Genomic DNA, 21,745 nt, shown 5'->3' with positions numbered 1-21,745 from the left:
CCCTCCATTGAACTCAGGTGCTGTACGAACGTCCAAATATCGTCAATCGGCCTCGGTCGGGACTGCGCAGCGGGCAAAGTGCGGGCGCGACCCTGGGCAAACCGACGTCAGTCGCGGGCCGAACTCAGGTCCATCGGGTGACTGATCGGGCGGATGCGGATATTGCGGAATGCGATCTGCGCGGCTTCGATCTGCAGGGCGATCCGCCCGGACATCAGCGGATCGGCTGTGGCCATGCCGGTCGCGCTTGTTGCACGCAGCCCGTAGACCGCCGCGACGATACGACCGTTGACGAGATGTGCGGCCTGGTCGCGATAAGCGATGACGTCGAGCCGGTTCCACCGATCCCGCAGTTCGAAATCACCGGCGCCACGAAACCATTGGCGTGAGATGCCCCCGGCGATGGATGGCTCGGCATAGGTGCGGGGGACCCAGCTGGGCCATTCCGGCCAGGCAGGCGTTCCGCCGGGTTGCGGTGCCTCCAGAGCGCGGGCGTTGATTGCGATGATGTCCCCGACATTGCTTTCCTGGATCTGAAACTCGATCGCGTGCTCGACGCCCGGGTCGGGACTGGGCGACAAATGGTACATCACGCCGCTGTTGCGCTTTGCGAGCGCTCTTGGTGCATAGCGCGCGGGACCCCAGCGATAGTCGAGCCGCAGGTGAAAATCGGCGAAGCTGCGGTCGGTCGCCAGATAGCCGAAGGGCACTTCGGCGCCGTCGGGCAGCGGATCGGCGAGGACATGCAGTTCGCCCGCGCGCGTCACGATATGCCGAGGTACTTCACGCGGGCGTCCGCCTTCGTGATAGCGCCAGCCGGCAAGGCTGCGCCCGTCGAACAGGAGTTGCCCGGGGGCCGATGCGCGAACCCGTCCGACCAGCGATTGGGCGACGACAAGGCCGCCCGCGCCGAGGACCGTGCGCCGCGCGATCACGCCGCGGCTGCCCGGTCCGCCGCAAGCGCTGCCATGTCCTCCGGATAGTAGCGGATCACCACAAGCTGGAGCAGGGACAGCACGATCGGGGACAGGCAGAAGATCCAGATCAATGTCGGCGCGACCGCAGCGGCGGGCAGGTTCGGGCTGTAATCGGCAAGCGCCAGCGCCCAGGCAACGCCCGCGCTTCCCAGCGCGAAGCCGACCTTGGAGTTGAACGCTGCGAACGACGTCAGCAGCCCCGCATCCCGAAACCCGAACAGCCGCAACTGGGCCTCCACTGATTCCGAAACCATCGCAAAGACCATCGTTGCCTGAACGCCAGCGCCGATTGCGCCGAAGAACAGGATCAAGCTGAAGCCGAGCACGGTGTGGCCGATCACCGGAACCAGCGCGAAGATGAAGATGGTGAACAGCAGAAACCAGCTGACCCCCCGTCGTTTGCCGAAGCGGCGCAGATACGGCGCCGCGATGAAGCCACCCAGAAGGATGCCGACCGAGAGAGTCGGGAGCAGGATCGAGATCGATGCCGCCGAACCCAGCACGATGCGTGCATAAAAGGCCATGGCGGCGGTCATGATACCGAGACGAATGAAGATCAGAATCTCGAACAGCATCGCGACGACCCAAACGCGATTGCGCAGCGCGCGCGGAAACGCCTTTTTGAATGGCGAGCGATCGGACTCGGCATCACCGGCAGTCCGTTCGCGACAATTTGCAAAGGTCACGAAATAAAGTGCGGTCGTGCAGAGTGCGAACACCGCCGCCGCCCAAGTGTAGCCGGCTCGCCCGCCGCCGAAGAAGGCGATAGTCGGGACGACAAGCGCGTACACGAAAATCGATGCGACCGACGTGCCCATCGCACGCACGCTGCTGATGGTCAGCAATTGCGGTCTGTCAGAGGTCAGCAGCGGTTGAAGCGCGCCGTAGGGCACATAGAGCAACGAGTAGACCAGACCCAGCAGGCCGAAGGTGATATAGGCGTAGACCAGCTTCTCGTTGGTCGTGCCGTCCGGGACGGCGAATGTCAGCACGCACAATATCGCGAACGGGATCGGCATGAACAGCAGATATGGCCGCGCCTTGCCCCACCGCGACCGTGTTCGATCTACGAGCATGCCGACGACTGGGTCGAACAATGCGTCGATCAGGCGCGTCAGAAAGACGAGCGTCCCGACCGCAGCGACCGGCAGAAGGATCGTATCGGTGTAATAGACGATCAGAAAGCCGGCGACCATGTTCCAGGAAAGGCTGGAAGCGACTGAGCCTCCTCCATAGCTGAGGACCTCGAGATGCGAGAGCTTGTGTCGGTGTGGCGCTACGGCGGCCTCGCTCATGATCAAAATCCACTCCCGAACGCTATTATCCAGTTTGGAGCATACCCGTCTGCCCCCTGAGCGACATGCGGATTTGCGCGCTCCGACTTGCCGGATTTCCCGCCAAAAAAAGGGCGGGACATCAAATGTCCCGCCCCGATGGCGCTTTGGGATGACCGGAACCTAGCGGATCTTCACCCGTGCCCGGATGCCGTAAGTCCGTGGCGGCTGATAGGAATACTGATAGTTATTGTAGAGATAGAATTCAGTTGCGTCGCTGAATACGGTCTTGTCGAACAGATTTTTGACCCACAGCTGAACCAGCACATTGCCGTCGCTTGTTTCGTAGTCCAGGCCCAGATCGACGAGGCCATAAGCTGGGTTCTTCTGCGAGTTGTAGTTCGTGGCAGCAAACCATTGATCGCTCTGGTATTTGCCGGAAATCCGCGGCGTCACGGTTGCGCCGCTCGCGAGTTCGATCGGCAGCATGTATTCGCCCGTGAATGACCAGCGCGGCGCGAGTGGCAGTGTGTTGCCGGCGAGATTGAGGTTGATCGACGAGTTCCACCCCGCGGATGCGATGAACTCTTTATACTTTGCATCGGTGAAGTTGCCGGAGATTGCCACGCGCCCGAATGCATCGTCCTGCGCGATCAGGTTGAGCTCTGCCCCCCAGATGCGCGAGCGGCCGGCATTCACGGTAAGCGAGCCGGAGCTCTGGACACCAGCGACGAACTGCGTGACCTGCTGGTCCGAGTAGTCCATGCGGAACGCGCTGACATTCAGTTGCAGGTGCCGGTCGAGAAAGCTGTTCTTCGAGCCGATCTCGTAGGATGTGACGGTTTCGGGGCCATAGACGCTGACGGCGTTGTTGAAACCTCCGACCTTGTAGCCGGTGCTGACCTTTGCATAGAGCAGGTTGTCGGGCGTTGCCTGATAGTCGAGGCCAACCGTCCACGTCGGCTTGTTCGACTTGGAGGTCGCCGGTTGGTCAATCCGGATGATGTTTGCACCACCAGTTTGCGCGGGATGCAGGATGAAGGTGCCGACCCGTTCCTTGTTGTCCCACGTATAGCGCCCGCCTACGGTCAGTCGCAGTTCCTCGGTCAGGCCATAGCTGGCCTGAGCAAACAGCGCCTTTGATGTGGAGGTGATCGACGGATACTGGAACTGCGTTCCCAGGCGTCGCGCGTTGGAATTCGGATTGAACACGATATCGACAAAAACGCTGTTGCGTTCGCGGAAGTAATAGGCGCCTGCCTGCCAGGAGAACCGCGCGTTCGGCGCGGATGCAACGCGGATTTCCTGGTTGATCGTCTCGGGCTTCTCGCGGCTGTCATAGACCCGCGGCACCGGCAGCGGTCCATTCCCGAACCCGGCGAAGAAGGGGCTGATCGCCTGTTGCCGTAAATAATTGATCCGGTCGTAGCCGCCGAGATAGCTGATCGAGATGTCGTCTGCGAAGGTGTACGTCAGGCCGCCGCGCAATTCCCAGTGCCGCATGTCACGAACATACGGTACGTACGCCGGAAAGGTGCGGCCATCGCTGATGTCGGGATGTAGCTCGTGCACCGGCTCGCCGCTCACGCCGTTCCGGAAGATGAAGGGCAGGGTCTCACGCACGGCTCCGCCACCGCCAAGCTGGCTGTATTGGCCGAGAATCCACCCCTCCAATGCGCCGGATTCGAAGGCGAACTGGGCGCGGATCGACTTCAGATCCTCGTCATCGCCGCGTGTCTTGTTCGGTGTCAGATCCCGGTAACCATTGCGGTTGCGCAGGTTGAACGAAATGCGGCCGTTCACGCCCTTGGCGACGCCAAAATTAACGTAACCTTCAGCGCCGACGAGCGAGTAGCTTCCAACTTCGCCTGTCACCATTGCCTCGTTGCCATCCGTCGGGCGCGCAGTGATGACGTTGATCGTGCCGCCGGTGGCATTGCGACCAAACAGCGTACCCTGGGGGCCGCGAAGGATTTCAACGCGCGCCACGTCATATATGCTGGCGAAGATGCCGTAGGGCCGATTGGTAAAGATGCCGTCGGTGGCCACCGACACGGCGGGGTCGCCCACCTCGGTCGCGTTCTGGCTCGACACACCGCGAACGGCAATGATCGGCTGGCCGGTCGAGAGGTTGAGATTGACGCTGCTATCGTTCTGAACCAGCGACGCGATATCGCTGACCCCACGTCGGGTCAGTTCTTCTGCGGTGTAGGCCTGGACCGATACGGGTGTGCGCTGGAGGCTGGTCTCCGTGCGTTGGGCCGTGACGATGACCTCCTCGATACCCGCTCGGTCGGCTTCGGGGTCCTTCTTGGCCGGGGTTGTTTCGCTCTGCGGCGCGGCAGGGGCCGGGTCTGCGGCATGCGCGGTAGCTCCGCTCAGCAATACGGCTGTTGCAACGGATGACATCAATAGCTGTTTCAAAACTGCCTCCCCTCATAGTTTCTTTATTGCAGCCCACTTGATAGGAATGCGATCTGGAAGGCGACATAGATTGAACGGCGATGGTACTTGTCGCAAACTGCGCTACGACCAGTGACTGGGCCGGTCTGGGAGAACCGCTAGAGGCCGTCACCCAGATTTGTCGCTAACAGGTCCACCACCCGGCGCACCTTCGGGAGCAGGTGCCGCCGCTGCGGATAGACCGCCCATACCGGCTCGGCGGGCGGGTGGTGCAGCTGGAGGAGCTGAACCAACTGTCCCGACGCGAGCGCCTCGCGCAGGTAGAATGTCGGCAGATGGCAAACGCCCATTCCGGCGATAGCTGCCTCGGCGATTGCCATACCGCTGTTACATTGCCAGCGCGGAACAGGCCGGTAGCTTTGCAGCGCTCCGTCGACAGCGAATTGCCAGATTCGCGTAGAACCCACCAGACAGTCGTGCCTGTCCAGGTCCGCGATCGACCCGGGGATGCCGCGGCGGCTGAGATATGCGGGCGCAGCACATATCGTCACGTGGCGGGTGCAAATCTGCCGCCGCAATAGCCGCGTGTCGGTCAGGGCACCGGTTCGAATGGCAAGGTCATATCCTTCGGAGATCAAGTCCACGACGCGATTCGATAGATCGAGCTCCACGGTCAAAGAGGGGTACTTCTGAGCGAATGATCGCAAGACCGGCGCCACGAAGCGTTCGCCCAGGGCGATCGAGCAGGTCACGCGCAACGCTCCCTGAGGCGCGCCATTGGCTTCGATCATCGCGAACGCTTCCTCGCGCTCAGCGATCAGGCGCTGGAATTGCTCGACCAACAGCCGCCCCGTGTCGGTGACACGTACCGAGCGGGTCGTACGGGCGAACAACTGCACCTGCAGCCTGTCCTCACATCGCGCCACTGCGCGACTGATGTGCGATACGGAGACGTCGAGGCGTCGCGCTGCGCCGACGAAGCTGCCCGTTTCAGCAACTGCCGCAACCTCGTCGATACCATCCCACGGACCCGCCATTGTTTCTCCTGAGCGATAGTGTTTTGCAGAAAAGACGGATTTTCCCTGCTTCGCAATGAATTTAGAGGGGTTGGCAAATCAGGAGACCAGCATGAAGACCCGCGCCGCTGTCGCATTCGAGGCCAGGAAGCCGCTCGAGATTGTCGAGCTTGATCTGGAGGGGCCGAAAGCCGGGGAAGTGCTGGTCGAGATCATGGCGACCGGCATCTGCCATACCGACGCCTATACGCTGGACGGGTTCGACAGCGAGGGGATCTTCCCGAGCGTGCTGGGGCATGAAGGCGCGGGGGTGGTCCGCGAGGTCGGCGCGGGCGTGACCAGCGTGACGCCGGGCGACCATGTCATCCCGCTCTACACGCCGGAATGTCGCCAGTGTAAGTCGTGCCTCAGCGGCAAGACCAATTTGTGTACCGCGATCCGCGCAACCCAGGGCAAGGGGCTGATGCCGGATGGCACCACGCGCTTTTCCTACAAGGGCCAGCCGATCTATCACTACATGGGCTGCTCGACCTTCTCGAACTTCACCGTGCTGCCCGAGATCGCGGTCGCCAAGATTCGCGAGGACGCGCCGTTCCAGACCAGCTGCTATATCGGCTGCGGCGTCACCACCGGGGTCGGCGCGGTCATCAACACGGCCAAGGTGCAGGTCGGCGACAATGTCGTGGTGTTCGGCCTTGGCGGCATCGGCCTCAACGTCATTCAGGGCGCGCGGCTGGCCGGGGCGAACCAGATCATCGGCGTCGACATCAACCCCGATCGCGAGGAATGGGGGCGCAAGTTCGGCATGACCGACTTCCTCAATTCGCGCGGCATGAGCCGCGAGGATGTGGTGGCGCGGATCGTTGCGATGACCGATGGCGGCGCCGACTATACGTTCGACGCGACAGGCAACACGGACGTCATGCGCATCGCGCTGGAGGCATGCCATCGCGGCTGGGGCACCAGCATCATCATCGGCGTGGCCGAGGCGGGCAAGGAAATCGCCACGCGCCCGTTCCAGCTGGTCACCGGCCGCAACTGGCGCGGCACCGCGTTCGGCGGGGCAAAGGGCCGCACCGACGTGCCCAAGATCGTCGACATGTACATGACCGGCAAGATCGAGATCGACCCGATGATCACCCATGTCATGGGACTGGACGACATCAACAAGGGGTTCGACCTGATGCATGCGGGGACAAGCATCCGCAGCGTCGTCGTGTTCTGACAGCGCGTGATCGTCGCGACGATCGGGGGTGGGTTGGGCGAAGTCGACCGAAAACCGGACCTTCGGTAGGGGGATACGCGAAGGTGGGGGGCAGTTGCCCGCCGACTTTACGAAAGGCCATGCCGTAGGGCTCGTCGTTAAACTACCGCGTCCGGAATTCCCTTCGACGCAAAGGCTGATCGCATGACCGGTATCGATATCGTGATCGTAGGTGCGGGGCATGGCGGGGCACAGGCGGCGATCGCGCTGCGCCAGGCCAAGTTCGAGGGGACGATCGCGATGATCGGTGACGAACCCGAGCTGCCCTACGAGCGCCCGCCGCTTTCGAAAGAGTATTTTTCGGGAGAGAAGGCGTTCGAACGGATCATGATCCGCCCCGCGGCCTTCTGGGCCGAGCGCAATGTCGAGATGCTGCTGAACCGGCGTGTGGTTTCGGTCGATCCCGTCGCGCACAGCGTGACCACAGCCGATGGCGCGACGATCGGCTATGGCCAGCTGATCTGGGCCACCGGGGGCAGCCCGCGCCGGATCGGGTGCGCCGGCAACGACCTGATCGGCGTCCACACCGTGCGCACCCGCGCAGACGCCGATCGGATGCTGGCCGAGCTGGACGGTGTCGAACAGGCGGTGGTGATCGGCGGCGGCTATATCGGGCTGGAAGCGGCGGCGGTGCTCGCCAAGTTCGGCAAGAAGGTCGTGCTGCTCGAAGCGCTCGACCGGGTGCTGGCGCGCGTCGCGGGCGAGCCGCTATCGCGCTTCTATGAGGCCGAGCATCGCGCGCATGGGGTCGATGTGCGGCTGGCGGCGGCGGTCGAGTGTATCGAGGGTGATGGCCGGGTGACCGGTGTGCGGATGCAGGACGGCACGGTGATCCCGGCGCAAATGGTGATCGTCGGCATCGGCATCGTGCCCGCCGTCGAACCGCTGATCGCGGCAGGCGCGCAGGGCGGCAATGGCGTCGCGGTCGATCACCAGTGCCGCACCTCGCTGCCCGATATCTTCGCCATCGGCGACTGCGCGCTGCACGCCAACCGCTTCGCCGACGATATGCCGATCCGGCTCGAGTCGGTACAGAACGCCAATGATCAGGCGACGTTGGTGGCGAAGACGATCATGGGTCAGGAACTGGCCTATGACGCGGTGCCGTGGTTCTGGTCGAACCAGTACGACCTCAAGCTCCAGACCGTCGGCCTGTCGACCGGCCATGATCAGGCGATCCTGCGCGGCGATCCGGCGAACCGCAGCTTTTCGGTCCTGTACCTGAAGGAAGGCCGCGTGATCGCGCTGGACTGCGTCAACGCGACCAAGGATTATGTTCAGGGGCGCAAGCTGGTGGTGGAGCGGCTGTCGCCCGATCCGGTGGCACTCGCCGATGCCAGCGTGCCGCTCAAAGAGCTCGTCTGAGAGAACGTGCATGCAGGCCCCGGATCGGTTGCGTCGCGACGTTTGCGCCCGAATTCAAGGTTGCCGTCCAGCAAGTATTTGTGGCGCAGTTCAGCCGATTGATTTCGGGCCTGCCAACCGGCCGGTCGCCGGAGAACATTCCTGTTGGGAATCCCTTTTGCCAACACAGGCTAGGTGTTCAGGCACGGCATCTGGTTGATCGGGTTGAGGATGAATCGTTCTGGCTCTTAAGTCCAGATCTTGCTGATGTATTCGTAGGGTGTGAGGGCGCTGAGGATCTTGAGCCTGCGGCCGAAATTGCAGGGGGCGGTGAAGTCGGCGAGTTGCGTTCGTAGCTGTTTGTGGCTGTCGTAGTTGAAGCGTTTGACGGTCGCCCCTTTGATGGTGCGGTTTATCCGCTCGACTTGCCCGTTGGTCCAGGATGGTTCGGCCTGTTGAGGCGGTGTTTGATGTCGTTGACCTCGTAGATCATCCACCTCGTCACGCGTAAAGCGTCCATGCCAGTCCACATACATGACCGCACCGTCATCGGCTTACGTGCGGGCGGATCACGCATGTTAATTATTCCAATAATTGAGGGGCACCGGCCCAGGCATTGGCTGGGCCGGTGCGAGGAGTGGCCGGACTAATGCCGGGGAGGGCTTCGCGGGCTCGTGGGGGCTTGGACGGCTGCTACGCCCACAACCAGACGACGATGCTGACGAGCCAACCTCCGAGCCCGATCAACCCGTAAGCGTGGATGCCCCGGAGTTCCCGGCGTATGTCGCTTTGCAGCCCTTCGATGATCTCGCCATGGTATCCCCTGAGGTCGGCCTGAGCCTGCCTGCGGATCATCTCGATCATGCTGTCGAGCGCCCGCTGGCCGCTTCTGAGTTCGGCAGCGTGTTCGAACGCTCCGCGCGCCGCTGTGAGATCGCCGCCGGCCGCCAGGATGCGTTCGCAGAGCTGCTCAGCTTTCGCTGCCGTTCGCATCAGCCGATCGGCTGCAACATTGAGGTGACCGGCGGCTCTGATGCCTGCTGCCTCGATTTGCGCGATTTCAGTCTGAGACAGGGTGCGGAGCGCCTGACCGGCGTGTTTGGCATTGTCGATCACACGATCAGCACTGGCAATCGCCGTCAGCAGGTTCCCGATTATTCTCTCATTAACCTTGAGGATGGCGACCAAGAGGAAGACGACGTTGTCTTCCGTGAGGCGATGATCGTGCGCAAAGCGCAGGATGGCCTCGACGTCGGGCGTGTGGCCATAGCAATAGCGCTCGAGCAGGGCACGGGCCGATGTAGCATCGAAACCGGACGTGTCGGAGAAGGACGCGCTCATCAGTACGCCCTCCAGTCGGCATCTTCCAACCCAAGGAGGTCGGCCACCTTCTTCAATTCGGCCACCCAGCCAAACAGCCACTGCTGGACATTGAGACGGTCGTAGGTCTGCCAACCGTCACCGGCATAGCGGGCCGCTTGAGCGTAAGTGAGGCTCAGTGCTTCGGCCATGGCGTTCGGGCCGGCAGTCAGAGCCGGGATGTCGATCATCCGGCCGCCGACCGCTTCGAAGGCGGCGCGGGTTCGACCTCCGACCTGACGTCCGTACTGGTCCTGGAAGTTCTCGGCGGACCACAGACGGTAGTCGCTCTCCTTGACGCCGACCATGCTGCGCATCGCGACGATCGACGCGCTGGCGCCGAACCGTTCCACTGCCTTGGCGACGCCCCTGATCGAAGCGACGTCCGGCGAAAACGGCACCATGACGATCGGCTGCCGCCCGCAATCGACGATGTGCTGGATAAGGTGGCTCGCGCCGAGATTCTCGCTGAGTTCGTCGATTTTGGTAAGGCCGCCGGCCGGCGTAGCGATCATGACGAAGCGCGCGTCGGATTCGACGGCTTCGAATAGGGGCGCGACGCCCTCGGGCCGGAACAGGTCGGCCTTCAACACCCCGCGGCCGGCGTCTTGCTCGGGGAGAAGCCGGCCTGCCTCATCGCGCTCGCCCATGCTTACCGGCATTTTGGCTACTGCATCGCGGAACTCGAAACAGTCATCGGCCGTGATCTCGCCAATGCCGATGTCACCGATGAAGCTGGTGAAGTCTTCGACCGCCTTGTCGGCTGCCGCGACGGCCTTCTTGCCCGGCCTGCGTGCCGCCTTCCACACCTTGGCGAGGTCGCCGAGCTTCATGTCCGGGCGCGCGCGGGTCGCGTTGGGACGACGGCGAGATGACTGGACCTGCGGCACTTGCTCACGCAGTTGCGGCGATGCCAGTGCCGCAGCGATCGCGTCGGCCAACGGTTCATCGATGCCTGGTATGTTGCCTTCGACCAGACCGATCTGGCGCTTGAGCGCAGCGACCGGTTCGGTCATCAACGCCCGCCAGCGCCGGCGCGGCGTCCGGCGTTGATAGTCGAACCAGAGCTCGCCGGGTGGGCGATGGCGAGTCGCCATTTCCGCCTCCAGCCTTGCGATGGCTTCATCGGACAGTTCGTCATCGGTATCGCTGCCCGCGACGCGCTTGCGATAGGCAATCCATTCTGCGGGCGGCATCGATTGGGCAGTCGGCAGGCGCTCGCCCGCGAGATCCGCTACCGCGTCGTCGAGTTCGCGCAGCAGGAATGCGACGTCCACCCCGCCCGAAGCGAAGCCGCTTTCCGATCGTCGCGTAAGGTGCCGCTCGACCAACGCCTGAGCCTCCTCAGGCGACGGGGCGCCAACGCCCTGGTTCTTCAGCGTCTCACGGAAGGTCTCGAGCTTCTTCTCGAACTCGCCATTGGCGATCGCCAGCTTCTTCCCGGCCTCACGCTAATCCGACGTGCCGAGCGTCACCTTGTAGAGCTCGCCGCAATTGAACATCGGCCGCAGCGCCCCGGGCACCTTGCGGCGAAGGTAAAAGATGCCGCTGCGCGGATCCTGCCAAAGGCCCTTCAATCTCGTCATCGAACGTGTCCGGTGTACTCATCAGGTGCACCCGCAGAGACTCAAAAGTTCGGAAAACCGCCATTTCCGCCATTTTCGGCGGCCTGGTGACCCCTACGGGACTCGAACCCGTGTTTTCGCCGTGAGAGGGCGACGTCCTAGACCGCTAGACGAAGGGGCCGCGCGAGCGGAAGCGGGGCCTTTATCGGGGGGCGGGCGGGGCGTCAACCCGGGTGGGTGAAAACACCGGACGGGGTGGCGTTCGCCGCGAACGCGCCCTATCTGGCGTCGCATGGCGCGTTCTTCACGATCGATGGACTGGGGCTTCCCTCGCTGGCGAGCTTATGGCGCTGAGCGCGAGGCGGTCAAAGTGCGCCTGTGCGACCGGGAGGGCTGCGACAAGCCGGGCGACCGCCCTGCACCCAAATCGCCCAACAGCCCGGAACGCTGGTATTTCTGCGAAGAACACGCCGGCGAATATAATCGCAACTGGAATTATTTCGAAGGATTGACCGCCGAGGAGGCCGCCAAGCGCGAGGCCGATGAGCGGCGCACGGCCAACGGATATTCCGAAAGCAAGCACAATGCCTGGGCTGGTCCGGGCGACGGCACCCGCTCGCGCGACGAGATGCGCGCGCTCGACGTGCTTGAACTCGAGCCGGACGCCAGCTTTGAGGACGTGCGCACCGCATGGCGCCGGCTCGCCAAATCGAACCATCCCGATATCCGCCCCGGCGACGCCGAAGCGGCCAAGCGCTTTCAGGCGATCCAGGCGGCCTATGAAGTGCTGCGCGCGGCCGATGAGCGGCGGCAATGGCGGCCGGATTGAAGACGCGGGTCCGGTCGAACTGGGCGAACGCGGTTCTGGTCTGCGCAAAATGCTCCAAGAAGCTGGATGGCGGGTTCGGTCCCAAGGGCAAGGCTTCGCTCGGCAAGGCGCTGCGCAAGCAGCTTCACCTGAAAAAGGGGCGGAAGGCCGCGGCGGGTGTCGTTGACGTCAAATGCCTCGGCGTTTGCCCGCGCGGCGCGGTGACCGTCGTGAACGGCGCCGCCAGCCGCGAATGGCTGCTGGTTCCGGCGGGTGCTGATCTCGATACAGTCGCGCACGCGCTTGGTCTCGACCCGCGCTAATCGCCTTGCACGGCGCGCAGCGCACGCTACGGTCCGCGCGTGACCGCCGCTTCGCCCTCCGCAACTCTCGCGCGCAAGCAGTTGGCCGATGCGTTGATTTCCGTCGGTCGGGGCGATCGTGCCGCGCTGGCAGAAGTCTATAATCTGACCAGCGCGAAGCTTTTCGGCATTTGCCTGCGTATCTGCGGGAACCGGGAGGAAGCGGAGGACGTGGTGCAGGAAGTCTATGTGAAGGTGTGGCAGCGGGCGGGGCGCTTCGACCCCGAGCGCGCCAGCCCGATCACGTGGCTTGCCGCGATCACCCGCAACAGCGCGATCGACCGGTTGCGCGCGCGTCCGGCGGCCGCTGCTGCGCCGATCGACGCTGCGGGGGAGATTGCCGACGACCGTCCCTCTGCCGATGCCGTCATCGAGGAGGCGCAGGAACAGGGCCGCATGAGCGCCTGTCTCGATGCGCTGGAGGCGCGTGCGTCCTCGGCGATCCGCGCGGCCTTTTTCGGCGGGCTGACCTATGCCGAACTGGCGGAACGCGACCGGGTCCCGCTCGGCACGATGAAGACGTGGATTCGCCGCGGCCTGTTGCAGTTAAAGGCGTGCCTGGGCGATGGTTGACCCGATGGACCTTCCCGACGCGCGCGAACTGCTTGCGGCCGAGCTGGCGCTGGGCGTGCTGGAGGGCGATGCGCTGGCATCCGCCAACCGTCGCCTGCTGACCGACGCCGCCTTTGCCGAAGAGGTCGAGGCGTGGCGCGAGCGGCTGGCAGGCATGGCGCTCGACGTGCCCGACGAGACGCCGCCGGAAGAACTGTGGAACCGGATCGAACGCGCGATCGATGGCATCGCGCCCGCGCCGGTGGTGGATCTGGTGCCGCGTCGCCAGCTGCGCCTCTGGCAGTTCGGTACCGCCGCAGCGGGCGCGGTCGCCGCAGCGCTTGCGGTCATGCTAGTGATTCCGCGCCCGGAGCCGTCGATCATCCTGCCGCCGACCCAGGTCGCGGTGCAGCCCGCCATCGTCGCGCAGCTGCGCGGCGAGGGGGAGGGGCCGCTGGTCGCCGCGCGCTACGATCCGGCGACTGCACAGCTGCGGCTGGTTGCGCAGGATATGGGCGAGGATCCGCGCGTGCCGGAGCTGTGGATCATTCCCGAGGACGGGATCCCGCGCTCGCTCGGCGTCATCCGGCCGGCGGGCGATACTCGGCTGGTCGTGGCCGAAGGGCATCGGTCGATGATGCATGACGGCGCCACGTTGGCGATCACGATGGAGCCGCGCGCGACCGCGCCGCACCCTGCGCCGACCGGCCCGCGCGTCGCTGCAGGAAAAATTTTCGGCATCTGACATCCGGCGCGCATCCGCGTCCGTATCTCCTGCGCAACCCGGTCACGAGGCGGCCGGGCACTGCCACGAAAGCAGGAGGATGTATGAAGTTTCGTACCTCGCATTTCGCATTGGCGTTGGCCGGTGCTGCACTGGCAACCGGCTCGGTCGCCGTCGCCGGACAGAACAAGATGGTCGGCGGCGCCGCCATGTATCCGACCAAGGATATCGTTGATAACGCGGTCAATTCGAAGGATCACACCACGCTGGTCGCGGCGGTGAAGGCCGCCGGCCTGGTCGACACGCTGAAGTCGCCGGGACCGTTCACCGTGTTCGCGCCGACCAACGCCGCGTTCGCTAAGCTTCCCGCCGGCACCGTCGACACGCTGTTGAAGCCGGAGAACAAGGGCACGCTGACCGCCGTGCTGACTTATCATGTCGTCCCCGGCAAGATGATGGCGGGCGATATCGCGGCCAAGGCGAAGGCCAATGGCGGCAAGCTCGAGCTGACCACGGTTCAGGGTGAGAAGATCACGCTGTCGAAGCGCGGCAATGGCTGGATCGTCACCGATGCCAAGGGCGGCACGTCCAACATCACCATCGCCGATGTGGCGCAAAAGAACGGCGTGATCCACGTCGTCGACACGGTGCTGATGCCCTGACCCCACCCCCGTCGCGCGGGTTTTTACCCGGTCCCGCGCGGCACCCCGCCGATGTGATTTCCCTCTTTGACCATCGGCGGGACTACCGCCCGCCCGGCCGCTGTCTCTCAGGCCGGGCGGGTACGGTTGAACCAGCGTGCCGCGCGCGGAAAGCGCGGCAGGATCAGCCGGTCGAAGACGAACACCGCGATCAGCGACAGCGCCAGCATCGGCAGCAGCGCCGCCATGATAAGGGTGATCCCCGCCACGACGCGCAGCTTTGCGTCGGCAGGACGCGGCGGCGCGCCAAGCGAGCCTTGGGGCCGTCGCCGCCACCACATGACGATACCGCTCACCGCCAGCAGCATCAGTGCCAGCGCGGTCAACACGCCGACCAGCTGGTTGACCCATCCGAACAACTGGCCCTCATGCCATGCGATGCCATACCCGATCACCCGGTCGATCGGGTGCTTGTCGGCAAAGCCGCTGCGCGCAAGCACGTCGCCGGTCATCGGATCGAAGGTCACGGTGCGGGCAACCGGGCGGTTTTGCGTTTCGCTGGTCAGCTTCCAGACATTGCCATTGGGCGGGCCGAACTGCGCGGGCGCGCCGGGTGGGGACAGGATCGCGGGGGCGGCGACATCCTCTGCCTGCGCGCGCTGCACCATGTCGGTCAGCGTCATGCCGATCGGCACCGGCTTGCCGCCCGCCGCCGCGCGCAGCATCGCGTCATGGTCATGCTCGGCATGCAGATCGACGCCGCCCTTCCATTGCTGCGGCCCCTGCACCAGACCCAGCTCGGCCCGGACCGCGCGGAAGGCGGTCGCCCAGCCATCGGTCCAGGGCAGGCCCGACACGAGCAGCACCAGCGCCAGCCCGGAAACCCAAAAGCCGGTGACCGCATGCAGATCGCGCCAAATGACGCGCCCATGCGCACCTAGCCGCGGCCACAGCACGCCCGCCAGTCCGCGCCCACGCGGCCACCACAGGTACAGGCCCGACAGGATCAGCAGGATCGCCCAGCTCGCCGCAATCTCGACCAGAAGCCCGCCCCATTGACCAAGCAGCAGCGAGCCATGGATGCGTGATACGGTCGCGGCGATCCGCGCCTCGGGATGGTCGACCGCGACCACCACGCCCTGTGGCGACACGGCGATGTCGCGCATGCCCCCTTCGGCCAGCCCGACATGGATGACCGCGGCGTCACCGGCCGCTGCGGGCAGGCGATAGCTGTGGAAGCTCGCACCCGGCACCGCGGCGAGCGCGGCCTTCAACTGCGCGTCGGGCGTCACCACCCCGGTGACGGGCAGGTTGCGCCAGTCGCGCTCCTGCCACGCATCGAGCTGCGGCTTGAACAGATAGATTGCCCCGGTCAGCGCCAGCAGCAGGATGAACGGCACCACGAACAATCCGGCATAGAAATGCCAGCGCCAGATCGCGCGGTAGAGCTTGCCCCCCTCCGCGCTCATCCGGCGTAGCGTTCCGCCGTCGCGCGGATCAGTGCGATCATGTTTGGGATGCCCTGAGTCCGGTTGGAGCTGAGCTGGTTGCGCAGGTCGAACGGCGCCAGCGCACCTTCGATATCCGTCGCCAGAATCTCGCCCGGCGCGCGATCCTGTACCGTCAGCAGGACCAGCGCGATGATCCCCTTGGTGATCGCGGCGTTGCTGTCCGCAAGAAAGTGGAGCGTCCCGTCGTCCCGCACCGTGGGATAGACCCACACCGCCGCCGAACAGCCGCGCACCAGTGTCGCATCGGTCTTGAGCGCATCGGGCATCGGCTCCAGCGCCTTGCCCAGGTCGATCAGCAACCGGTAGCGGTCGTCGGCGTCGAGAAACTCATATTCGTCGGTCAGGTCGGACAGGCTGGTCATGCCGCGCCCTTAGCGGGACCACGCGCCCGCGTCACCCGGTCTTGCGTGCAGGGACGCGCGGCCCCTAGGCTGGTCTGACGGTAGAGGAGCGCGTGGATGCTGAGATGGATCGGGCTGGGACTGGCAACGACGATATTGGCGGCGCCCGCGCCCGCGCGACAGTCGCAACCGGCTGTCGTGAGCGAGCGCGAGGTCGTCTATCGCGCGACCGATACCGGCCCGCTGCATCTCGACCTCCACCGCCCAAGCACCGCCAAGGGCAAGCGTGCGCCGGTGCTCGTCGTCATCCATGGCGGAGCCTGGGCGCGCGGCGAGCGGCCCAAGGGCTGGACCAGCTATCGTCGCTTCGTCGATGCCGGGTTCGCGGTGGTCAGCATGCAGTATCGCTTGTCGGGCCAGGCGCGCGCGCCTGCGGCGGTCGAGGATGTCCGGTGCGTCATGGGCTGGATTGCGCGTGCGGCGGAGCGGGAAGGGCTGGACCCGCAGAAGATCGTGCTGATGGGCACATCGGCGGGCGCGCATCTGGCGCTGATGGCGGCAACAATCGACAAGCGTGAGGGGCTGGACCCGGCGGAGTGCGGACCCGCGCCGCGCGCCGCTGCAGTGATCGATTTCTACGGACCGACCGACCTGCGCCCGCAATCACTGGGCGCCTGGAACAGCCCCTCGATCGGCAAATGGGTCGGGGAAGGGGAGGCGGGCGCCGCGATGGCCGCCCGCATGTCGCCGATCACCCGCGTCCGTCCGGGCCTGCCGCCGGTGTTCATCGTCCATGGCGATGCCGATCCGGTCGTCCCGTTCGCCGCCTCGACCGCCCTGAAAGCCGCGCTCGACCGGGCGAAGGTGCCGGCCGAGCTGCACATCGTGTCCGGCGGGGTACATGGGAAATTCGGTCCCGAGGTGCAGGACCGGCTGATGGCCGATGCGGTGACCTTTCTTAAGCGTCACCGCGTGATCGACTAGGTCAAGACTTACTCTGGGTCTTGGGGTGGGAGCGGCGTCTGCAGCTGCCGCTCCCGTGGTGCAGTGGCGGTGGCCTCCCAACCGTCCGCCGCTGCTCCGGGGGTTGGTTAGAGGTCCACGCCTGCGGCGATCGCCTCGAGCTTGCGGATGCGTTCCTTGAGGTCCGCGATCTCGATCCGTGCGCCGGCATTGCCCTGCGCCGCCTGGGGCGTTTCGCCCTGATGCACCAGCGACAGTTCCTGCCGCTTCAGCGCCAGCCAGCCGCGCCATCCGGCCAGGCTCGCTCCGGTCACCATCCCGAGACCCGCAAGGGTCGCCAGCGCCATGACCATGTAGAAATTGGGGTCAGTCATCACATCCTCCTCCGACCGGGGCCGGACTTCAGTTGCGTCAAAATTCAGTTCCGTCCGTCGCGCAGCTTCTCGATCTCGCGGTCGAGGCTGACGCTCGAATGATTGTCGGTGATCACCCGCTCCAGCACCGCGATACGGTCCTTGAGCGTGCGCACTTCCTGCTCCAGGCGGCGGGCTTCGGCGCTCGCCGCGGGATCATGGGGGACATAGTCGTTGCCGCGGCTGTCCTTCTGGATGCCCATCTTGGCGCGGACGATGTTGCCGATGGTTACGATCGCCACGATCGCGACCACCATGAACGCCCAATCCATACCTGCCTCCTGTTCGTCTGTTCTGGTGCCAGCCCGGTCGGGCTTACTCGGCCGGCTGAGCCGCCGCTTCGCGCGCCAGCCGCTCGGCACGGCGGGCGGGGCGGTCGCGCATCTCGGCCATCGTGACGCCGATCGCGCCAATGACGCCCAGCACCGCGAAAACTCCGATCAACATGGTAGATACTCCCTAACAAAATTCGGTGGTTCAGTTCACCGGCCGCTCGTCGCGCAGCCGTTCGATCTGGTCCGACAGGTCCAGGCCCTTGTCGGTGACGATCCGCTCCAGCACCCGCACCCGCTGCTCCAGCCGCTCGGTATGCGCCGCATATTGCGCGGCCTTCTCGGCGGTCTGTGCGCTCAGCGCTTCGGCCATCTTCTCCTTGTGCTTCAGCCAGCGCCGGAACATGTCGCCGCCGACGCCGAGGATCACCGGGATACCGACCACGATGAAGAAGAAGCCGAGTATGAAGCTCTGTTTGTCGCCCATCGTCAGGTCCTCAATTCTTGCCCACCCGCAGCGCTTCGATCTCGCGATCCAGCGCGTGGCTGCTGTCGGTCACGATCCGCTCGACATTGGCCAGCCGGTCCTTGACCGAACCCAATTCCGCGCGGAGCTGGGCATTTTCCTGGCTGATCAGCTTGATCCGCTCGATCATCTCTTCGTTCTTCTGCGGATAGACCGCCTGGCCCCAGGCCCCGTCGAGCGGATAGCCATTCTTGATGCGGAGCCAGGTGGTGAACATCCACCCGATCATCCCGGCCACGCCGACGATGGCGATCGTGGGGGCCAGTGCGGTGAAAAAGGAGAGCTTGTCCATTAGGTCGGTCCCTTCAGCGCAGCGCGTCGATGGCGCGGGCGGTCCGTTCGGCGGGGTCGGTGGCGATGCGCTCAAGCACCGCGATCCGCTCCTCCAGCCGGCTGATCTGCCCGGTCAGCCGCTCGTTCTCGCTCGTCAGCAGCTCGATCTTGCGGGCCGCGCCGGCGTCCGGCTTCTCGGTCGTGCCGGTCCACTCATTTTCGATCGGATATCCGTGCTTGGCGCGGATCCAGGTCGAAGCGAGCCATCCGAAGGTCGAGATCGCGATGATCGCGATAACAAAACCCGGTCCACCCCAACTCATGATACTTCCCTCCTGTTGAGCGCGCGCTGTCAGCGCAGGCGCTCGATCTCGTCGGCGAGCTGCGTGTTGCGGCTCGTGTAGAATGTCTCGATGTCGGCCATGCGGCGATCGATGTCGCGCAGCTTGGAGCGGACTTCCTGGGTCGAGCGGCGCGGGTTGGCCCGCACGCCCTGCCAGAATTTCGCTTCCTCGGCATTGTCGTAGAGGCCGAGCGGCTTCTGCGAGGTGATCATGGCGAGGCCGATATAGACGAAGAACATCAGCGGAAAGGTTGCGACCAGCAGGGCCAAGAAGCCCAGGCGGATCCACAGCGGGTCGACCCCGGTATATTCGCCCAGCCCTTCACAGACGCCGAGCCATTTGCCGTTGACCTTGTCGCGGTACAGTTGCGTGCGGCTGACAGACATCTCAGTTCCTCCGTGCGCGTTCATAGTCGGGGAGCTCGCGAACCGGCGGCGTTTCGGTGCTGCGGATGCGGAACTCGGGATTGTCGGCGGCGATGATCCGCTCGATGGTGTGGAGACGATCCTCCAGGCGGCGTGCGGTGTAGTGCAGCTCGTCCAGCAGATTCTCGTCCTCGCCGGTCAGCGTCTTGGCCTGCTTCCACTTGGTGACATAGTGGAGGATGACCCAGGGCATGCCGATGAAGAGCATGCCGACGATGATGATCGGAAGAAACACGTCTTCCATGGCTTAATTCCCCTTGTTCAGGCGCGCCTTGAGCGCGGCCAGCTCGGCATCGACCTTTTCGGCCGAATGGAGCTCGGCGATTTCCTCTTCCAGCGACTTCTTCGGCGCGCCCAGTGCCAGCGCATCGGCGCGGCCCTCGGCAAAGTCGACGCGGCGCTCGAGCAGGTCGAAGCGGCTGAACGCGTCGCTGACCTTCGACCCGTGGGTCATCTCGCGCAGCTTGACGCGGTTGTTGGCGCTTTCCAGGCGGGTCATGATCGCGTTCTGGCGGGCACGGGCGTCGCGCAGCTTGGTCTGCAGCTTGGCGATGTCCTCTTCCGACGCGCGCAGCGCATCGTCGAGCACCGCGATCTCTGCATTCAGCTGATCGCACATGTCATACGCCTTCTGGCGCTCGACCAGTGCAGCCTTGGCCAGGTCCTCGCGGTCCTTGCTCAGCGCCAGCTCGGCCTTCTCGGTCCAGCTCATCTGGAGGTTTTCCAGCTTGGCGATGTGGCGGCGCATTTCCTTCTGGTCGGCGATGGTGCGGGCCGCGCTGGCGCGAACCTCGACCAGCGTCTCCTCCATCTCGAGGATGATCATGCGGATCATCTTCGCCGGGTCTTCCGCCTTGTCGAGCAGGTCGGTGAAGTTGGCGGCGATGATATCGCGGGTGCGAGAGAAAATGCCCATCTGAACTTAGCTCCTTGGAAACTCGTGCCGCCGGGCGGACTAGGGGGTGCCCGCCCGGCGGGATCGCTTACGCGATGGCTCGGGTGGAAACTGCGACCCCATCCGTCGCCGTGACGGCGGGGCCGACCACGGTTGCCAGGCTGGTGGTGCTGACGATCAGGGTGCAGACCAGCGCCGCCAGCGTCGTGCGAAAGCTGTTGTTGCCCTTATACATTGTTTCCGTCCCTCGATTTCTTCGTTTCGTTGCCGCCCTTCGCGGCATGCCGGCAACTTTGCACGGGGCGTGCCAATTCGCTTTTTTCGCAGATTTCCGCCGTTTTCTTACCGAAAGGCGGTGCGGCTCAAACTTCGCACTTGCCAAAACTTGGGAAAATATCCCAAGAGTTCGGCATGGAGCGCACCACTCATGTCGTCGGCCAATCAGGCGCCTTTCTCGACGCGCTCGAACTCGCCTCACGCGCAGCCGCCCTCGACCGCCCGGTGCTGGTGATCGGGGAGCGCGGGACCGGCAAGGAACTGGTCGCCGAGCGCCTCCACCGCCTGTCCCCGCGCTGGGACCAGCCTTTGGTAGTGATGAATTGCGCGGCGCTGCCCGAAACGCTGATCGAGGCGGAGCTGTTCGGGCATGAGGCGGGGGCCTTTACCGGTGCGACCAAGGGGCGTCCCGGGCGTTTCGAAGAGGCCGATGGCGGCACGCTGTTCCTCGACGAGCTCGGCACGCTCAGCATGGCCGCGCAGGACCGGCTGCTGCGCGCGGTCGAATATGGCGAGATCACGCGGATCGGCTCCTCGCGCCCGATGCGCGTCGATGTCCGCATCGTCGCCGCGACCAACGAGGATCTGCCCCACCGCGTCGAGAAGGGGACGTTCCGCGCCGACTTGCTCGACCGGCTGAGCTTCGAGGTGGTGACGCTGCCGCCGTTGCGCGCGCGCGCGGGCGACGTGCTGGTGCTCGCCGAATTTTTCGGGCGGCGCATGGCGGCGGAGCTGGCGCGCGATTGGGAAGGCTTCGGTCCGACGGCGCTCGACGCGCTCACCAATCACGACTGGCCCGGCAATGTCCGCGAGCTGCGCAACGTGGTCGAGCGCGCCGTCTATCGCTGGGACCGGGCGGGCCCGGTGGATGCGATCCAGATCGATCCCTTTGCCTCGCCCCATCGCCCGCGCCCGATGCCGCACGGCATCCCCGGCAACGCCGCGCCGGTGCAACTGACGACGGAAGAGCCCGGCCCCCTGCCGCAGCGCGAGGACGACCTGTCCGGCGACTTCAAGAGCCGCGTCAACCGCTTTGAGCGCGAACTGCTCAGCCGCGCGCTTTCGGAGAACCGTTTCAACCAGCGCGCGACGGCGGAGGCATTAGGCCTGAGCTACGACCAACTCCGTCACGCCCTCAAGCGGCATGACCTGCTCAACGCAGGCGGCTGATCGCCCCACTCGATCCAGTCCGCAGAAAAATTTGTGCGGCAATCATG

At 64.8% G+C, this 21,745-nt stretch carries 28 protein-coding genes, 1 tRNA gene and 1 pseudogene; 9 read left to right on the top strand and 21 right to left on the bottom strand.

Annotated elements, in window-relative coordinates; translation table 11 throughout:
• Positions 1-107: 107 nt before the first annotated feature.
• The 4 genes from ACO05N_RS16775 to ACO05N_RS16760 form a co-directional block, all read right to left on the bottom strand.
• A complete protein-coding gene (locus ACO05N_RS16775) occupies positions 108-935 on the bottom strand; it encodes a 3-keto-disaccharide hydrolase (RefSeq protein ID WP_422058126.1) in 828 nt (275 codons plus the stop codon).
• On the bottom strand, positions 932-2,272 hold the full coding sequence (locus ACO05N_RS16770; protein WP_422058125.1) for an MFS transporter: 1,341 nt from the start codon (positions 2,270-2,272) through the stop codon (positions 932-934). The genes ACO05N_RS16775 and ACO05N_RS16770 overlap by 4 nt, the downstream gene beginning before the upstream one ends.
• A 162-nt stretch (positions 2,273-2,434) precedes the next feature.
• The gene (locus ACO05N_RS16765) at positions 2,435-4,675 is read right to left on the bottom strand and encodes a TonB-dependent receptor (protein WP_422058124.1); all 2,241 of its coding nucleotides are present in this window, start codon (positions 4,673-4,675) and stop codon (positions 2,435-2,437) included.
• A 137-nt stretch (positions 4,676-4,812) separates the two neighbouring features.
• A complete protein-coding gene (locus ACO05N_RS16760; protein ID WP_422058123.1) occupies positions 4,813-5,691 on the bottom strand; it encodes a LysR family transcriptional regulator in 879 nt (292 codons plus the stop codon).
• 91 nt (positions 5,692-5,782) lie between these two features.
• Between ACO05N_RS16760 and ACO05N_RS16755 the strand changes: the two genes are divergently transcribed.
• Both ACO05N_RS16755 and ACO05N_RS16750 read left to right on the top strand, forming a co-directional pair.
• Positions 5,783-6,895 carry an S-(hydroxymethyl)glutathione dehydrogenase/class III alcohol dehydrogenase gene (locus ACO05N_RS16755; protein WP_422058122.1) on the top strand — a complete coding sequence of 371 codons (1,113 nt, stop codon included), beginning with the start codon at positions 5,783-5,785 and terminating at the stop codon, positions 6,893-6,895.
• A 183-nt stretch (positions 6,896-7,078) separates the two neighbouring features.
• The gene (locus ACO05N_RS16750; protein ID WP_422058120.1) at positions 7,079-8,299 is read left to right on the top strand and encodes an NAD(P)/FAD-dependent oxidoreductase; all 1,221 of its coding nucleotides are present in this window, start codon (positions 7,079-7,081) and stop codon (positions 8,297-8,299) included.
• Positions 8,300-8,526: 227 nt separating this feature from the next.
• Here the strand turns inward: ACO05N_RS16750 and ACO05N_RS16745 are convergent.
• The 5 genes and pseudogenes from ACO05N_RS16745 to ACO05N_RS16725 all read right to left on the bottom strand — a co-directional run.
• Positions 8,527-8,756: pseudogene (locus ACO05N_RS16745) on the bottom strand (integrase core domain-containing protein); the annotation flags it as partial.
• 215 nt (positions 8,757-8,971) lie between these two features.
• Complete coding sequence (locus tag ACO05N_RS16740) at positions 8,972-9,619, bottom strand: hypothetical protein (protein ID WP_422058119.1); 648 nt, start codon at positions 9,617-9,619, stop codon at positions 8,972-8,974.
• Complete coding sequence (locus tag ACO05N_RS16735) at positions 9,619-10,968, bottom strand: hypothetical protein (RefSeq protein ID WP_422058118.1); 1,350 nt, start codon at positions 10,966-10,968, stop codon at positions 9,619-9,621. Before ACO05N_RS16735 ends, ACO05N_RS16740 begins: the two co-directional genes overlap by 1 nt.
• Before the next feature lie 120 nt (positions 10,969-11,088).
• Positions 11,089-11,223, bottom strand: coding sequence for a DUF6538 domain-containing protein (locus ACO05N_RS16730; RefSeq protein ID WP_422058117.1), 135 nt, complete (start codon positions 11,221-11,223; stop codon positions 11,089-11,091).
• Positions 11,224-11,307: 84 nt separating this feature from the next.
• Positions 11,308-11,383, bottom strand: a tRNA-Glu gene (locus ACO05N_RS16725).
• Positions 11,384-11,494: 111 nt separating this feature from the next.
• On the opposite strand from ACO05N_RS16725, the gene ACO05N_RS16720 reads away from it, so the two are divergent.
• From ACO05N_RS16720 to ACO05N_RS16700, 5 genes are all read left to right on the top strand, one after another.
• Complete coding sequence (locus ACO05N_RS16720; protein ID WP_422058116.1) at positions 11,495-12,031, top strand: J domain-containing protein; 537 nt, start codon at positions 11,495-11,497, stop codon at positions 12,029-12,031.
• Positions 12,016-12,333 (top strand): (2Fe-2S) ferredoxin domain-containing protein, encoded by a 318-nt coding sequence (locus tag ACO05N_RS16715; protein ID WP_422058115.1) that lies wholly within the window; start codon positions 12,016-12,018, stop codon positions 12,331-12,333. The genes ACO05N_RS16720 and ACO05N_RS16715 overlap by 16 nt, the downstream gene beginning before the upstream one ends.
• A gap of 39 nt (positions 12,334-12,372) precedes the next feature.
• Positions 12,373-12,945, top strand: a complete 573-nt coding sequence (locus tag ACO05N_RS16710; RefSeq protein ID WP_422058114.1) for a sigma-70 family RNA polymerase sigma factor — start codon at positions 12,373-12,375, stop codon at positions 12,943-12,945.
• A complete protein-coding gene (locus ACO05N_RS16705) occupies positions 12,938-13,669 on the top strand; it encodes an anti-sigma factor (RefSeq protein ID WP_422058113.1) in 732 nt (243 codons plus the stop codon). Before ACO05N_RS16710 ends, ACO05N_RS16705 begins: the two co-directional genes overlap by 8 nt.
• Before the next feature lie 83 nt (positions 13,670-13,752).
• Positions 13,753-14,310 (top strand): fasciclin domain-containing protein, encoded by a 558-nt coding sequence (locus tag ACO05N_RS16700; protein WP_422058112.1) that lies wholly within the window; start codon positions 13,753-13,755, stop codon positions 14,308-14,310.
• Between the two features lie 107 nt (positions 14,311-14,417).
• On the opposite strand, the gene ACO05N_RS16695 is transcribed toward ACO05N_RS16700, so the two are convergent.
• Together ACO05N_RS16695 and ACO05N_RS16690 are read right to left on the bottom strand one after the other, a co-directional pair.
• Positions 14,418-15,758, bottom strand: coding sequence for a PepSY-associated TM helix domain-containing protein (locus ACO05N_RS16695; protein WP_422058111.1), 1,341 nt, complete (start codon positions 15,756-15,758; stop codon positions 14,418-14,420).
• The gene (locus ACO05N_RS16690; RefSeq protein WP_422058110.1) at positions 15,755-16,162 is read right to left on the bottom strand and encodes a SufE family protein; all 408 of its coding nucleotides are present in this window, start codon (positions 16,160-16,162) and stop codon (positions 15,755-15,757) included. Before ACO05N_RS16690 ends, ACO05N_RS16695 begins: the two co-directional genes overlap by 4 nt.
• Positions 16,163-16,258: 96 nt before the next feature.
• Here ACO05N_RS16690 and ACO05N_RS16685 point away from each other — a divergent pair, with 96 nt between their 5' ends.
• Positions 16,259-17,125, top strand: a complete 867-nt coding sequence (locus ACO05N_RS16685) for an alpha/beta fold hydrolase (protein WP_422058109.1) — start codon at positions 16,259-16,261, stop codon at positions 17,123-17,125.
• Between the two features lie 107 nt (positions 17,126-17,232).
• Here ACO05N_RS16685 and ACO05N_RS16680 read toward each other — a convergent pair whose 3' ends face one another.
• The 10 genes from ACO05N_RS16680 to ACO05N_RS16635 form a co-directional block, all read right to left on the bottom strand.
• Positions 17,233-17,478: a hypothetical protein gene (locus ACO05N_RS16680; protein WP_422058108.1), complete on the bottom strand. Its 246-nt coding sequence runs from the start codon at positions 17,476-17,478 to the stop codon at positions 17,233-17,235.
• A gap of 44 nt (positions 17,479-17,522) precedes the next feature.
• On the bottom strand, positions 17,523-17,789 hold the full coding sequence (locus ACO05N_RS16675) for a hypothetical protein (RefSeq protein ID WP_066664534.1): 267 nt from the start codon (positions 17,787-17,789) through the stop codon (positions 17,523-17,525).
• 43 nt (positions 17,790-17,832) lie between these two features.
• On the bottom strand, positions 17,833-17,964 hold the full coding sequence (locus ACO05N_RS16670; protein ID WP_294017795.1) for a hypothetical protein: 132 nt from the start codon (positions 17,962-17,964) through the stop codon (positions 17,833-17,835).
• A gap of 30 nt (positions 17,965-17,994) precedes the next feature.
• Complete coding sequence (locus tag ACO05N_RS16665) at positions 17,995-18,276, bottom strand: hypothetical protein (RefSeq protein ID WP_422058107.1); 282 nt, start codon at positions 18,274-18,276, stop codon at positions 17,995-17,997.
• Positions 18,277-18,286: 10 nt separating this feature from the next.
• Positions 18,287-18,607: a hypothetical protein gene (locus ACO05N_RS16660; RefSeq protein ID WP_422058106.1), complete on the bottom strand. Its 321-nt coding sequence runs from the start codon at positions 18,605-18,607 to the stop codon at positions 18,287-18,289.
• 13 nt (positions 18,608-18,620) lie between these two features.
• The gene (locus ACO05N_RS16655) at positions 18,621-18,911 is read right to left on the bottom strand and encodes a hypothetical protein (protein ID WP_422058105.1); all 291 of its coding nucleotides are present in this window, start codon (positions 18,909-18,911) and stop codon (positions 18,621-18,623) included.
• A gap of 29 nt (positions 18,912-18,940) precedes the next feature.
• Positions 18,941-19,318 carry an envelope stress response membrane protein PspC gene (pspC, locus tag ACO05N_RS16650; protein ID WP_422058104.1) on the bottom strand — a complete coding sequence of 126 codons (378 nt, stop codon included), beginning with the start codon at positions 19,316-19,318 and terminating at the stop codon, positions 18,941-18,943.
• Between the two features lies 1 nt (position 19,319).
• Positions 19,320-19,601, bottom strand: a complete 282-nt coding sequence (gene pspB / locus ACO05N_RS16645) for an envelope stress response membrane protein PspB (RefSeq protein ID WP_422058103.1) — start codon at positions 19,599-19,601, stop codon at positions 19,320-19,322.
• A 3-nt stretch (positions 19,602-19,604) separates the two neighbouring features.
• Positions 19,605-20,273 (bottom strand): phage shock protein PspA, encoded by a 669-nt coding sequence (pspA, locus tag ACO05N_RS16640; RefSeq protein WP_422058102.1) that lies wholly within the window; start codon positions 20,271-20,273, stop codon positions 19,605-19,607.
• Between the two features lie 67 nt (positions 20,274-20,340).
• Positions 20,341-20,487, bottom strand: a complete 147-nt coding sequence (locus ACO05N_RS16635; protein WP_422058101.1) for a hypothetical protein — start codon at positions 20,485-20,487, stop codon at positions 20,341-20,343.
• A 176-nt stretch (positions 20,488-20,663) separates the two neighbouring features.
• Between ACO05N_RS16635 and pspF the strand changes: the two genes are divergently transcribed.
• Entirely contained in the window at positions 20,664-21,698 is a 1,035-nt protein-coding gene (gene pspF, locus ACO05N_RS16630) for a phage shock protein operon transcriptional activator (RefSeq protein WP_422058100.1), read from the top strand.
• Positions 21,699-21,745 lie beyond the last annotated feature (47 nt).

The sequence above is a fragment of the Sphingomonas sp. genome, from assembly GCF_965227385.1.
Classification (GTDB): domain Bacteria; phylum Pseudomonadota; class Alphaproteobacteria; order Sphingomonadales; family Sphingomonadaceae; genus Sphingomonas.
The sequence above is the reverse complement of the archived record's forward strand: the minus strand, read 5'-3'. Positions and strand labels throughout refer to the sequence as shown.

Coding starts and splice junctions, on each gene's coding strand:
- ACO05N_RS16770 (WP_422058125.1), bottom strand. CDS start 2,272: ATGAGCGAGGCCGCCGTAGCGCCACACCGACACAAGCTCTCGCATCTC.
- ACO05N_RS16760 (WP_422058123.1), bottom strand. CDS start 5,691: ATGGCGGGTCCGTGGGATGGTATCGACGAGGTTGCGGCAGTTGCTGAA.
- ACO05N_RS16755 (WP_422058122.1), top strand. CDS start 5,783: ATGAAGACCCGCGCCGCTGTCGCATTCGAGGCCAGGAAGCCGCTCGAG.
- ACO05N_RS16750 (WP_422058120.1), top strand. CDS start 7,079: ATGACCGGTATCGATATCGTGATCGTAGGTGCGGGGCATGGCGGGGCA.
- ACO05N_RS16740 (WP_422058119.1), bottom strand. CDS start 9,619: ATGAGCGCGTCCTTCTCCGACACGTCCGGTTTCGATGCTACATCGGCC.
- ACO05N_RS16730 (WP_422058117.1), bottom strand. CDS start 11,223: ATGACGAGATTGAAGGGCCTTTGGCAGGATCCGCGCAGCGGCATCTTT.
- ACO05N_RS16720 (WP_422058116.1), top strand. CDS start 11,495: ATGGCGCGTTCTTCACGATCGATGGACTGGGGCTTCCCTCGCTGGCGA.
- ACO05N_RS16715 (WP_422058115.1), top strand. CDS start 12,016: ATGGCGGCCGGATTGAAGACGCGGGTCCGGTCGAACTGGGCGAACGCG.
- ACO05N_RS16705 (WP_422058113.1), top strand. CDS start 12,938: ATGGTTGACCCGATGGACCTTCCCGACGCGCGCGAACTGCTTGCGGCC.
- ACO05N_RS16700 (WP_422058112.1), top strand. CDS start 13,753: ATGAAGTTTCGTACCTCGCATTTCGCATTGGCGTTGGCCGGTGCTGCA.
- ACO05N_RS16695 (WP_422058111.1), bottom strand. CDS start 15,758: ATGAGCGCGGAGGGGGGCAAGCTCTACCGCGCGATCTGGCGCTGGCAT.
- ACO05N_RS16690 (WP_422058110.1), bottom strand. CDS start 16,162: ATGACCAGCCTGTCCGACCTGACCGACGAATATGAGTTTCTCGACGCC.
- ACO05N_RS16685 (WP_422058109.1), top strand. CDS start 16,259: ATGCTGAGATGGATCGGGCTGGGACTGGCAACGACGATATTGGCGGCG.
- ACO05N_RS16680 (WP_422058108.1), bottom strand. CDS start 17,478: ATGACTGACCCCAATTTCTACATGGTCATGGCGCTGGCGACCCTTGCG.
- ACO05N_RS16675 (WP_066664534.1), bottom strand. CDS start 17,789: ATGGATTGGGCGTTCATGGTGGTCGCGATCGTGGCGATCGTAACCATC.
- ACO05N_RS16670 (WP_294017795.1), bottom strand. CDS start 17,964: ATGTTGATCGGAGTTTTCGCGGTGCTGGGCGTCATTGGCGCGATCGGC.
- ACO05N_RS16665 (WP_422058107.1), bottom strand. CDS start 18,276: ATGGGCGACAAACAGAGCTTCATACTCGGCTTCTTCTTCATCGTGGTC.
- ACO05N_RS16660 (WP_422058106.1), bottom strand. CDS start 18,607: ATGGACAAGCTCTCCTTTTTCACCGCACTGGCCCCCACGATCGCCATC.
- ACO05N_RS16655 (WP_422058105.1), bottom strand. CDS start 18,911: ATGAGTTGGGGTGGACCGGGTTTTGTTATCGCGATCATCGCGATCTCG.
- pspC (WP_422058104.1), bottom strand. CDS start 19,318: ATGTCTGTCAGCCGCACGCAACTGTACCGCGACAAGGTCAACGGCAAA.
- pspB (WP_422058103.1), bottom strand. CDS start 19,601: ATGGAAGACGTGTTTCTTCCGATCATCATCGTCGGCATGCTCTTCATC.
- pspA (WP_422058102.1), bottom strand. CDS start 20,273: ATGGGCATTTTCTCTCGCACCCGCGATATCATCGCCGCCAACTTCACC.
- ACO05N_RS16635 (WP_422058101.1), bottom strand. CDS start 20,487: ATGTATAAGGGCAACAACAGCTTTCGCACGACGCTGGCGGCGCTGGTC.
- pspF (WP_422058100.1), top strand. CDS start 20,664: ATGGAGCGCACCACTCATGTCGTCGGCCAATCAGGCGCCTTTCTCGAC.